Here is an 11,667-nt window from a genome sequence, read left to right as displayed (position 1 = left end):
GTGGTCCGCACGTGTAGGAGTTCATTGTGAGCACCCCCGAATCCGCCCCCACGACCGGCACGGCACGCGTCAAGCGCGGCATGGCCGAGATGCTCAAGGGCGGCGTGATCATGGACGTCGTCACTCCCGAGCAGGCAAAGATCGCCGAGGATGCGGGCGCCGTCGCGGTCATGGCGCTCGAGCGGGTGCCCGCCGACATCCGCGCCCAGGGCGGGGTGTCCCGTATGAGCGACCCGGACATGATCGACGGCATCATCTCGGCCGTGTCGATTCCGGTGATGGCCAAGGCTCGCATCGGTCACTTCGTCGAGGCGCAGATCCTGCAGTCCCTCGGTGTGGACTACATCGACGAGTCCGAGGTTCTGACCCCGGCCGACTACGAGAACCACATCGACAAGTTCGCTTTCACGGTGCCCTTCGTGTGTGGCGCCACGAATCTCGGTGAGGCGCTGCGTCGCATCAACGAGGGTGCTGCGATGATCCGTTCGAAGGGCGAGGCCGGCACCGGCGACGTCTCGAACGCCACCACCCACATGCGGAAGATCCGGCAGGAGATCCGCCGGCTCACGTCGCTGCCCGAGGACGAGCTGTACGTCGCGGCGAAGGAACTGCAGGCGCCGTACGATCTGGTCGTCGAGGTCGCCGAGGCCGGCAAGCTGCCCGTCACGTTGTTCACCGCCGGCGGTATCGCGACTCCCGCGGACGCCGCGATGATGATGCAGCTCGGCGCCGAGGGCGTCTTCGTCGGTTCGGGTATCTTCAAGTCCGGTAACCCGGCGCAGCGTGCCGCGGCAATCGTCAAGGCCACCACCTTCTTCGACGATCCGGATGTGCTCGCGAAGGTTTCCCGCGGTCTCGGTGAGGCGATGGTCGGCATCAACGTCGACGACATCCCGCAGCCGCACCGTCTCGCCGAGCGCGGCTGGTGACCTGCCGCCCGTGATCCCCGGGGTGATGGGAACCGATATCCGGTCTGACCGCGTGTGAAGGTTCCCATCACCGTGCGGTGAGGGAGGCGTTATAGCCTGAACCGCACAATGGAAGGGGCCCGTATGGCGAAGATCGAAGAGATCCTGGCGCTCGAGCAGATCGAGAACGACATCTTCCGAGGTATCGCGACGGAGACGTTGCTGCCGCGGACGTTCGGAGGACAGGTCGCGGGCCAGGCTCTGGTCTCGGCGGTGCGGACCGTGGACCCCGGGTTCGGGGTGCATTCGCTGCACGGCTATTTCCTGAGGCCGGGCAATCCGACGATGCAGATCGTCTATCTCGTCGACCGGATCCGCGACGGCCGCTCGTTCTGTACCCGTCGGGTGACCGCGGTGCAGGACGGCAAGGCGATCTTCACGATGTCGGCGTCGTTCCACGGGGAGGACCGGGGGATCGAGCATCAGGACACGATGCCGCGGGTCCCGATGCCCGAGGATCTGCCCGACCCGGACCTGGTGGACGATCAGACGGTGCGCTGGGCCCGGATCGAATGGGCCGAATGGGAGTTCCGGTTCGTTCCGCCCGAGCAGATGGACACCTCGCGCCGCTGGGCGGCGCAGCAGCAGGTGTGGTTCCGCTCGCGGGAAGCGTTGCCGGACGACCCGGTCTTCCACGTGTGCACCCTTGCCTACATGAGTGACATGACGTTGCTCGGATCCGCGAGTGTCGGCCATCCCGACGAGAAGACACAGGGTGCATCCCTCGACCACGCGATGTGGTTCATGCGTCCCTTCCGCGCCGACGACTGGCTGCTCTACGACCAGACGTCCCCGTCCGCCGGGTTCGGGCGCGCCCTGACGCAGGGCCGGATCTTCGACCGGAACGGCAACATGGTCGCCGCGGTCGTGCAGGAAGGACTGACCCGTTACCTGCGCGATTCGTGAACACATCCCGCCGGGGACACCCGGCGGCACAACGAACAGGTAGGTACTTTCCGTGGGCTCCACACCGACCATCGGCGTGCTGGCGTTGCAGGGCGACGTCCGCGAGCACCGGGCCGCACTCGGCGCGGCCGGCGCACACACGATCGCGCTGCGTCGCGAGAGCGAACTCGACCGCGTCGACGGTGTGGTGATCCCCGGCGGCGAATCGACGACGATGAGCCGCTTGTTGCAGGTGTTCGACCTGCTCGAGCCGCTGCGTGACCGGCTGCGGGACGGTCTGCCCGCGTTCGGTTCGTGCGCGGGCATGATCCTCCTCGCCTCGGAGGTCCTGGATACCCGGCCCGACGCCGAGCATCTCGACGCGCTCGACATCACGGTGCGCCGCAACGCTTTCGGCCGCCAGGTGGACTCGTTCGAGACGGACCTCGAGGTTCTCGGTATCGACGACGGGCCGGTGCGTGCGGTGTTCATCCGCGCACCCTGGGTCGAGAAGGTCGGCGCCGGTGTGGAAGTGCTCGCCGCGGTGCCCGACGGTCCCGCGGCGGGGCGGGTCGTCGCGGTGCGTCAGGGGGTGGTGATGGCGACCTCGTTCCATCCCGAGGTCACCGGGGACCTGCGGGTGCACCGCATGTTCGTGGACGCCGTCCGGAAAGCCGGGTAGTCCGGGAGTAGAATCTACGTTCCGACCTGTCGGCGCATGCCGACATCACCTCGCCGGAAGGGGCTCGAAGCGAATGAGCGGCCACTCCAAATGGGCCACCACCAAGCACAAGAAGGCGGTCATCGACGCCAAGCGCGGCAAGATGTTCGCGAAGCTGATCAAGAACATCGAGGTGGCGGCCCGGACGGGTGGCAGTGACCCCTCGGGCAACCCGACGCTGTACGACGCGATCCAGAAGGCGAAGAAGAGCTCGGTCCCCAACGACAACATCGAACGCGCCCGCAAGCGCGGCGGTGGTGAAGAGGCGGGCGGCGCCGACTGGCAGACCATCACCTACGAGGGCTACGGCCCCAACGGTGTCGCCATCCTCATCGAGTGCCTGACCGACAACCGCAACCGCGCGGCCGGTGAGGTGCGCACCGCGATGACCCGCAACGGCGGCAACATGGCCGACCCGGGTTCGGTGTCGTACCTGTTCACCCGCAAGGGCGTTGTCGTGCTGGAGAAGAACGGCCGTTCCGACGACGAGATCCTCGAGGTTGTCCTCGAGGCCGGGGCCGAGGAGATCAACGACCTGGGCGAGAGCTTCGAGATCGTGTCCGAAGCCTCCGATCTGATCCCGGTGCGGACCGCGCTGGTCGACGCCGGTATCGACTACGACTCGGCGGACCCGGACTTCCGGGCCTCGGTGGAGGTGCCCGTCGACGCCGACGGCGCCCGCAAGGTCTTCAAGCTGGTCGACGCGCTCGAGGACTGCGACGACGTCCAGAACGTGTACACCAACGTCGACGTCTCCGACGAGGTGCTTGCCGAGCTCGAGGACTGATCGCAGGCTTCGTGCCTCCGGGGCTGCGTGTCGGACTGCCGATGCGCAGCCCCGACGGCTATGCTCTCGAACAGGTGTTCGTGGCGGTGAGAGGTGGTCGGGTGCGTGTCATGGGTGTCGATCCCGGCCTGACCCGCTGCGGGCTCGGCGTGGTCGACTCCGGACGCGGCCGGGAGGTCCTACCGGTCGCCGTCGGGGTGGTACGCACCCCCACCGACCTCGATCTCGCGCAGCGCCTGTTGCGGATCTCCGAATCCGCCGAGGAGTGGATGGACCGTTACCGGCCGGATGTCGTCGCCGTCGAACGCGTCTTCGCCCAGCACAACGTGCGCACCGCGATGGGGACCGCGCAGGCGGGTGGTGTCGTGGCCCTCGCCGCGGCCCGCCGCTCGATTCCCGTCATGTTCCACACCCCGAGCGAGGTCAAGGCCGCCGTGACGGGCAACGGCAGCGCCGGCAAGAAGCAAGTGACCGCCATGATCACCCGCATTCTCGAGCTCGAGACGGCGCCGAAACCGGCGGATGCCGCGGATGCGCTGGCCCTGGCCGTCGCGCACTGCTGGCGCGCACCGATGCTTGCGCGCCTCGCCGCGGCCGAGGCCATGGCCGCCGCGCAGAAACGACGATACGAAGAGCGGCTGCGCGCACAGGCGGCAGCCCGGAAGGCGGGTGGCCAGTGATCGGGTCGGTGCGCGGCGAGGTGCTGGAGATCGCCCTCGACCATGTCGTGATCGAGGCCGGCGGACTCGGCTATCGGGTCAATGCGACACCGGCGACGCTCGGCACTCTGCGCCGCGGGGACGAAACCCGGCTCGTCACGGCGATGATCGTGCGCGAGGACTCGATGACGCTCTACGGGTTCGCGAACACGGAGGCCCGCGAGTTGTTCGGGTTGCTGCAGACAGTGTCCGGGGTCGGCCCGCGACTGGCGATGGCCACACTCGCCGTGCTGGAACCGGACGCGCTGCGCGCCGCGCTCGCCGACGGCAACACCGCGGCCCTCACCCGCGTTCCGGGCATCGGCAAACGCGGCGCCGAACGCATGATCGTCGAATTGCGCGACAAGGTCGCGGCGTTCGCGGGTGCCGGGGACACGGTTCCGGCGGCTTCCGGCTCGCCGATCCGCGAGCAGATCGTCGAGGCGCTGGTCGGGCTCGGATTCACCGCGAAGCAGGCTGAACCGGCCACCGATACCGTGCTCGCGGACGACCCGGGCGCGGAGGTGTCCACGGCGCTGCGCGCCGCGCTCAAGCTGCTCGGTAGGTCGCGGTGACCGACGAATATCAGGAGTTCGACCGCGCTCGCCCAGCCGCCGACCGGGACGAGCCGTCGCCGGTGACCGCCGAGCACCTGCCGTCCGACAGTGACATCGAGACGAGTCTGCGGCCGAAGAGTCTCGACGACTTCATCGGACAGCCGCGGGTGCGCGAACAACTCCAGCTGGTGTTGCGTGCGGCGAAACTGCGCGGCGGCACGCCGGACCATATTCTGCTGTCGGGACCGCCCGGCCTCGGTAAGACCTCGATGGCGATGATCATCGCGGCGGAACTCGGCACCTCGCTGCGGCTCACGTCCGGACCGGCGCTCGAACGCGCCGGCGACCTCGCCGCGATGCTGTCCAACCTCGCCGAGGGTGACGTGCTGTTCATCGACGAGATCCACCGCATCGCGCGGCCCGCCGAGGAGATGCTGTACCTCGCAATGGAGGACTTCCGCGTCGACGTCGTCGTCGGCAAGGGTCCGGGTGCCACGTCCATCCCGCTCGAGGTCGCCCCGTTCACGCTCGTCGGCGCGACCACCCGATCCGGCGCGTTGACCGGTCCGCTGCGCGACCGTTTCGGTTTCACCGCGCACATGGACTTCTACGAACCCGCCGAACTGGAGCGGATCCTGCATCGTTCGGCGCGACTGCTCGGCATCGACCTGCGTGACGATGCCGGTGCGGAGATCGCCGGCCGTTCCCGCGGCACGCCCCGCATCGCGAACCGGCTGCTGCGTCGTGTCCGCGACTACGCGGACGTGCGTGCCGACGGTGTCGTCACCCGCGAGATCGCCCAGGCGGCGCTCGCCGTCTACGACGTGGATCCGATCGGCCTGGACCGGTTGGACCGTGCGGTGCTCGGAGCCCTGGTACGCAGTTTCGGGGGAGGACCGGTGGGGGTGTCCACCCTGGCGGTCGCGGTCGGTGAGGAACCGGCCACCGTCGAGGAAGTGTGCGAACCGTTCCTGGTGCGCGCGGGAATGATCGCCCGCACCCCGCGCGGCCGGGTCGCGACGCAGGCCGCGTGGCTGCAGCTCGGTCTGGCTCCACCACCCGAGGCCGCGACGGGCGGCATCGAGGTGCGAGCCCGTGAACCGCAGCTCGACCTGCTCGACGGCGACTGATCGTACCGAGCGGCGACGGGCTCACCGGCAGTGCGGCGAGTGATGGCACACTGGTCTACTGCGTCGGTCCGTGGAGGCCGCTCGCGTGGTTGCCGTGACGTCACCCGCCACGGTGACGACCGCTCGTCAAACGACACCGAGGACTGACTTCAACGATGGAACTGCTCTTCCCGCTCTTGATCCTTGCCCTGTTGGTGCCCACCTTCCTCGGGATCCGGCGCCAGAAGAAGGAAATGCATAAGGTCACGGAGCTGCAGGATTCGCTGCGCGTCGGTGACCGTGTGACGACGACCGCGGGCCTGCACGCGACGGTCGCGGCGCTCTCCGACGCCACCGTCGACCTCGAGATCGCGCCCGGCGTCGTGACCACGTGGGCACGCGTGGTGGTCCGTGAGAAGCTCGACGACACCACCGGCACCTCTGACACCACCGGCACCTCTGACACCACCGATACCGGTACGGTCTCGTTCGGCAAGGACGACGACACCGATCCGCCGGCCGATCGTCCCGTCGAACACTGAGTTTCATCGCGGCGGCGGCACCGGAAGGCTCTCGGGCGCCGCCGCGCAGCGGTCGCTGCGACCGCCACCTCCGAACCACTCACTCGTAACGAGGAGACTGACTGACCGTGGCACCTTCCAACGGATCGGTGCATCCAGCGCGCTCCCTCGCCCTGTTCGGGGCGATTCTGGTGGCGCTGTATGCCCTGGTCTTCTTCACCGGTGACAAGTCGCCGACGCCGAAACTCGGCATCGACCTGCAGGGCGGAACCCGCGTCACGCTCACTGCCCGCACACCGGACGGCAGCAGCCCGAGCCAGGACAGCCTCCGGCAGGCGCAGCAGATCATCGAGACCCGCGTCAACGGACTCGGTGTGTCCGGGTCCGAGGTGGTCGTCGACGGCGACAATCTGGTCATCACGGTGCCCGGCGACGACAGCGCCCAGGCCAAGACGCTCGGTCAGACCGCGCGGCTGTACATCCGGCCGGTGATCGGCGGCCCGATCGCCAGCGCGAACACCGCGGCGCAGAACCCCGAGGCCCAAACTCCGGAAACACAGACGCCGGAAACGCAGACCCCGGCGGAGGTGGTCCCGGGTGAGCCGGCACCGGCGAATCCCGAGCCGCAGGGCCGGCCGTTCCCTGCACAGGAGCCGACCGACACGCCCGTCACGCCCGTACCCACCGGCACGCCCGAGACCACGGCACCCGGGAACCCCGCGCCGGAGGCGCCGGCCGAAGGTGATCTCGACCCGCAGGAGCAGGCCGCCGCGGACATCGCGGCCGCGAAGGCACTCCGTCAGAGCGAGGATCCCGCAACCCAGCAGCAGGCCGCGATGTCCCTCGACTGCTCGGTCGCCGATCCGCTCGCCGGCAACGACGATCCGGCCCTGCCGCTCGTCGCGTGCTCGACCGACGGCACCTCCGTCTACCTGCTCGGCCCCAGCATCATCGACGGTCAGCAGATCACCGACGCCACGGCCGGATTCAACAGCCAGCAGTCCCGCTACGAGGTCAGCCTGACCTTCGACAGCGAAGGCAGCAACACCTGGGCGCAGTTCACCGCGGCGAACATCGGACAGCAGGCCGCGTTCACCCTCGATTCGAAGGTCGTCAGCGCCCCCGTCATCCAGGGCGCGACCCCCGCCGGCAGTGCCACCTCGATCACCGGCAACTTCACCAACACCCAGGCGACCGAGCTGGCGAACACCCTCAAGTACGGCTCGTTGCCGCTCTCGTTCGTGGCGTCCGAAGCCGAAACGGTTTCCGCGACCCTCGGATTCGCGTCGCTGCAGGCCGGCCTGATCGCCGGTGCGGTCGGTCTCGCGCTGGTGCTGCTGTTCTGCCTTGCGTACTACCGCATGCTCGGATTGCTCACCGCGCTGTCGCTGGTGCTCTCGGGCCTGGCCGTGTACGCGATCATGGTGCTGCTCGGCCGCTACATCGGCTACACCCTGGACCTGGCCGGTATCGCCGGTCTCATCATCGGCATCGGCATGACCGCCGACTCGTTCGTGGTGTTCTTCGAACGCATCAAGGACGAGATCCGCGAAGGCCGGAGCTTCCGTTCCGCGGTACCGCGCGGTTGGGCACGCGCCCGCCGCACCATCCTGTCCGGCAACGCGGTCAGCTTCATCGCCGCGGCGGTGCTGTACTTCCTCGCCGTGGGGCAGGTGCGCGGATTCGCTTTCACCCTCGGCCTGACCACCATCCTCGACGTGGTGGTGGTGTTCCTGGTGACGTGGCCCCTGGTGCATCTGGCATCGACCTCGAAGTTCTGGTCCAAGCCGAGTGTCAACGGACTCGGCGCCATCCAGCAGGTGGCGCGTGAGCGTCAGCTCGCAGCGGCCTCGGCGAAGGAGGCGTGACGATGACCGACACGACGACGGCACCGCACCACAGCAAACTGTCGGGCCTCTACACCGGTACCGGCGGTTTCGACATCATCGGACGCCGCAAGTTCTACTACCTGCTCACCGGCGCGATCGTGCTCGTCGCACTGCTGAGCATGCTCATCCGCGGCTTCTCCTGGGGCATCGACTTCGAGGGCGGCACCCGCATCCAGATGCCGGCCGTCGAGGGTGTGACGGTCGAGCAGGTCGAGACGGTCTACAGCGACACCCTCGGGTCCGAACCGGTCGCGGTCCAGACCGTCGGATCCGGTGCAGGCGCGACCATCCAGATCCGCTCCGAGGCCCTCGACCTCACCCAGGTGAACGCCCTGCAGTCCGCGTTGTTCGACGAGTTCCAGCCCACCGACAGCGACGGAGTGCCCTCGCGCAACTCGATCAGCGTCGCCGACGTCAGTGAGACGTGGGGCGGGCAGATCACCCAGAAGGCGCTGATCGCCCTCCTGGTGTTCCTCGTGATCGTCAGCATCTACATCGCGGTGCGCTACGAACGGGACATGGCGATCGCGGCGATCGCGGCGTTGTTCTTCGACATGCTCGTCACCGCGGGCGTCTACTCGCTGGTGGGCTTCGAGGTCTCGCCGGCGACCGTCATCGGTCTGCTCACCATCCTCGGTTTCTCGTTGTACGACTCGGTCGTCGTGTTCGACAAGGTCGAGGAGAACACCCGCGGCATCCTGCATCTGCATCGGCGCACCTACGCCGAACAGGCGAACCTGGCCGTCAACCAGACGCTGATGCGATCGATCAACACCACGATCATCTCGGTGCTACCGGTCATCGCGCTGATGGTGATCGCCGTGTGGCTCCTCGGTGTCGGCACGCTCAAGGACCTGGCGCTCGTGCAGCTGGTGGGCATCATCGTCGGCGCCTACTCGTCGATCTTCTTCGCGACGCCCCTGCTGGTGACGCTGAAGGAGTGGCGCGGCCCGGTCGCCGTGCACACCCGCAAGGTGCTGGCCAAGCGTGAGGCCGCGTCCGGCCGGGCGTCGGCCGGAGCCGCTGCGGTCGACGGCGAGCCGGTGTTCGGCTCGGATCGCCCCGGCGCGCCGGTGGTGCGTCGTCAGCCGGTCGCGCCGGCCCAGCGTTCTCCGAGACCCGGTGCGCGACCGACCGGAAAGCGCGCCAAGAAAAGGCCCTGACATGGCGGGAACCGAGGACATGGCGGGAACCGAGCAGGCCCGGCGAACACGACGAATCCGAGGGTCGCTCCGGGCCGCGGTCACCGCTGCGGCGGTGACCGCGGTCGCGGCCGGAGTCGTGGCCTGCGGCTCCTCCGACGAACCGCTGCACTCGATCGGCTACGCGATCGACGGTGCCGTCACCACCTACAACGCCAACACCGTCGACGGCGCGACCTCGGGTGCGCGGCAGGCACTCGCGCGAGTGCAGCCGGGCTTCGGCTATGTGGGACCGGCCGGCCGCGTCGTCTCCGACACCGACATCGGTACCGCCACGGTCATGCCCGCCGATCGGCTCACCGTGCAGTACCGGCTCGCGGCCGATTCGGTGTACTCCGACGGGGTGCCGATGAGCTGCGACGATCTCGTGCTGGCGTGGGCCGCGGCGTCCGGCCGGTTCACCGCGCCGAACGAAACTGGCGCTGTGGTGAACGTGTTCGACTCCGCGCAGCGCGGCGGCTACGCCGACATCGACCGGGTCGACTGCCAGCCCGGTTCGAAGGAAGCGACCGTGGTCTTCCGCGCGGACCGCGGCGACACGGACTGGCGGTCGCTGTTCGGGGCGACCGAACTGTTGCCCTCGCACGTGGTGGCCCGGGCCTCCGGGGTCGCCGACCCGGTCGCGGCGATCACCAACGGTGACCTCGACGCGGTGCGTCGCATGGCGGAGTTCTGGAACACCGGCTGGAACCTCACTCCCGGAACGCTCGACCTGTCGCTGCTGCCGTCCGCCGGGCCGTATCGCATCGATTCCTACACAGTCGACGACGGCCTCGTCCTCGTCGTGAACGAGCGTTGGTGGGGCAACCGCCCGGCCACCGACACGATCGTGGTGTGGCCGCGCGGCACCGGCGCGTCGGCTGCGTCCGAAGACGGCCGGATCCAGGTCGTCGACAGCGCCGATGGTGCCCTCGAGGGCATCGCCGCCGGGGACGGCGCCACCGTCACGACGGTGCCGTCGCGCAATGTCGAACAGTTGACTCTCGCCACCGCGGGCGTGTTCGAGAACCCGGCCGCGCGACGCGCGTTCGCGTTGTGCATCCCCCGTGCCGAGCTGTTCGAGCAGCTCGGCACGGTCGGTGACGCCCCGGAATCGGGCATCGGTGCCGGCCCGGTCGATTCACGGATCCTCGCGGCGGATTCCCCGCTGTATCCGGGCGTGGCCGGGACCGCGTCCCGTTACACCCAGGCCGACCGAGAAGCCGCGAAGCGCGAACTCTCCGGCAGCGGCCAGGACCGGATCACCGTCCGGGTCGGCTATCTCGGACCCGACCCGCGCCGCGCCCGGACCGTCGAACTCGTCGCCCAGTCGTGCCGCGACGCCGGCATCGAGGTCGTCGACGCGGCGTCCGAGACGTTCACGCCGTCGCAGTTGACGGCCGGGCAGGTCGACGCCGTGCTCGCCGGCACGGCCGCGGTCGCCGGTGCGGGCGGCGCCGCCGACCAGGGGGACGCCCGCGACGCGCTGCATTCCGGAACCGGCAGCAACGTCGGCGGCTTTGCGAACCGCCGCGTCGACGAAATCCTCGACGCGCTGCTCGTCACCGACGACCATGCCGCGGTCGCCGGTCTGGCCGGTGAAGCCGAGACGATCCTGTGGAACGAGATGCCGACGGTGCCGCTGTACGCGCAGCCCCGCGCCACCGCGTTCGCGCCGGGCATGCATACCGCCGTCGCGAATCCGACCACCGCGGGTGCGGGCTGGAACATGGACCGGTGGATACTGACCAGGTGAACACGCACGGAATCGTCGAACCCGCCCTCCTCGAACACGCCGCGAACGTGGTGGCGGAACGGACCCGCTGGGTCGACGACTTTCCGACCCCCGGTGTGCGATTCGCGGATCTGACCCCGGTGTTCGCGGACGGCCCGACCTTCGGTGCGGTGATCGCGGCGCTGGCGTCCGCCGCGGACGGGGCGGAACTCGTGGCCGGCGTCGACGCGCGAGGTTTCCTCCTCGGCGGAGGCATCGCCCGGGAGCTCGGCGTCGGGGTGCTGGCCGTGCGCAAGGCCGGCAAGCTGCCGCCGCCGGTCCGCACCTGCGAGTATTCGCTCGAGTACGGCACCGCATCCATCGAGATTCCCGGCGATTCGATTGTGCTCGAGGGCCGGCGGGTATTCGTCGTCGACGACGTGCTGGCCACCGGGGGCACCCTCGCCGCGACCGTGCAGTTGCTCGAGGAAGCGGGTGCGGACGTCGTCGCGGTGTCGGTCGTCACCGAAATCGCGGCGCTGGCCGGACGCGCACGGCTCGCGCAGCACCCGCTGACGTCGATCGTGCGGATCTGAGGACTAGAGTTGGCGCAGGTACCGGGGCCGGACGGACCCGG

12 protein-coding genes are annotated in these 11,667 nt (G+C 69.0%); all 12 read left to right on the top strand.

Annotated features, from left to right (window positions below; genetic code table 11):
* Positions 1-26: 26 nt before the first annotated feature.
* On the top strand, positions 27-929 hold the full coding sequence (gene pdxS, locus RZ1_RS22485) for a pyridoxal 5'-phosphate synthase lyase subunit PdxS (protein ID WP_072814736.1): 903 nt from the start codon (positions 27-29) through the stop codon (positions 927-929).
* A gap of 123 nt (positions 930-1,052) precedes the next feature.
* The gene (locus RZ1_RS22480; protein ID WP_072814735.1) at positions 1,053-1,874 is read left to right on the top strand and encodes an acyl-CoA thioesterase; all 822 of its coding nucleotides are present in this window, start codon (positions 1,053-1,055) and stop codon (positions 1,872-1,874) included.
* Between the two features lie 52 nt (positions 1,875-1,926).
* Positions 1,927-2,535 (top strand): pyridoxal 5'-phosphate synthase glutaminase subunit PdxT, encoded by a 609-nt coding sequence (gene pdxT / locus RZ1_RS22475; protein ID WP_174565231.1) that lies wholly within the window; start codon positions 1,927-1,929, stop codon positions 2,533-2,535.
* 73 nt (positions 2,536-2,608) lie between these two features.
* The gene (locus RZ1_RS22470; protein ID WP_072814734.1) at positions 2,609-3,361 is read left to right on the top strand and encodes a YebC/PmpR family DNA-binding transcriptional regulator; all 753 of its coding nucleotides are present in this window, start codon (positions 2,609-2,611) and stop codon (positions 3,359-3,361) included.
* A 101-nt stretch (positions 3,362-3,462) separates the two neighbouring features.
* Complete coding sequence (gene ruvC / locus RZ1_RS22465; protein WP_072814764.1) at positions 3,463-4,041, top strand: crossover junction endodeoxyribonuclease RuvC; 579 nt, start codon at positions 3,463-3,465, stop codon at positions 4,039-4,041.
* Complete coding sequence (gene ruvA / locus RZ1_RS22460) at positions 4,038-4,634, top strand: Holliday junction branch migration protein RuvA (RefSeq protein WP_072814733.1); 597 nt, start codon at positions 4,038-4,040, stop codon at positions 4,632-4,634. The genes ruvC and ruvA overlap by 4 nt, the downstream gene beginning before the upstream one ends.
* A complete protein-coding gene (gene ruvB, locus RZ1_RS22455) occupies positions 4,631-5,746 on the top strand; it encodes a Holliday junction branch migration DNA helicase RuvB (RefSeq protein ID WP_072814732.1) in 1,116 nt (371 codons plus the stop codon). Before ruvA ends, ruvB begins: the two co-directional genes overlap by 4 nt.
* Positions 5,747-5,901: 155 nt before the next feature.
* The gene (yajC, locus tag RZ1_RS22450; RefSeq protein WP_072814731.1) at positions 5,902-6,267 is read left to right on the top strand and encodes a preprotein translocase subunit YajC; all 366 of its coding nucleotides are present in this window, start codon (positions 5,902-5,904) and stop codon (positions 6,265-6,267) included.
* A gap of 107 nt (positions 6,268-6,374) precedes the next feature.
* Positions 6,375-8,114, top strand: a complete 1,740-nt coding sequence (gene secD, locus RZ1_RS22445) for a protein translocase subunit SecD (protein WP_072814730.1) — start codon at positions 6,375-6,377, stop codon at positions 8,112-8,114.
* A gap of 2 nt (positions 8,115-8,116) precedes the next feature.
* Positions 8,117-9,298 (top strand): protein translocase subunit SecF, encoded by a 1,182-nt coding sequence (gene secF, locus RZ1_RS22440; RefSeq protein ID WP_169918060.1) that lies wholly within the window; start codon positions 8,117-8,119, stop codon positions 9,296-9,298.
* A gap of 19 nt (positions 9,299-9,317) precedes the next feature.
* Complete coding sequence (locus RZ1_RS22435; RefSeq protein ID WP_072814763.1) at positions 9,318-11,072, top strand: ABC transporter substrate-binding protein; 1,755 nt, start codon at positions 9,318-9,320, stop codon at positions 11,070-11,072.
* Entirely contained in the window at positions 11,069-11,626 is a 558-nt protein-coding gene (locus RZ1_RS22430) for an adenine phosphoribosyltransferase (protein ID WP_072814728.1), read from the top strand. The genes RZ1_RS22435 and RZ1_RS22430 overlap by 4 nt, the downstream gene beginning before the upstream one ends.
* The last annotated feature ends 41 nt before the right edge of the window (positions 11,627-11,667 follow it).

The sequence above is a fragment of the Rhodococcus zopfii NBRC 100606 = JCM 9919 genome, from assembly GCF_001895025.1.
GTDB classification, from domain to species: Bacteria; Actinomycetota; Actinomycetes; order Mycobacteriales; family Mycobacteriaceae; genus Rhodococcus; species Rhodococcus zopfii.
The sequence above is the reverse complement of the archived record's forward strand: the minus strand, read 5'-3'. Positions and strand labels throughout refer to the sequence as shown.

Coding starts and splice junctions, on each gene's coding strand:
- RZ1_RS22480 (WP_072814735.1), top strand. CDS start 1,053: ATGGCGAAGATCGAAGAGATCCTGGCGCTCGAGCAGATCGAGAACGAC.
- RZ1_RS22470 (WP_072814734.1), top strand. CDS start 2,609: ATGAGCGGCCACTCCAAATGGGCCACCACCAAGCACAAGAAGGCGGTC.
- yajC (WP_072814731.1), top strand. CDS start 5,902: ATGGAACTGCTCTTCCCGCTCTTGATCCTTGCCCTGTTGGTGCCCACC.
- secF (WP_169918060.1), top strand. CDS start 8,117: ATGACCGACACGACGACGGCACCGCACCACAGCAAACTGTCGGGCCTC.
- RZ1_RS22435 (WP_072814763.1), top strand. CDS start 9,318: ATGGCGGGAACCGAGCAGGCCCGGCGAACACGACGAATCCGAGGGTCG.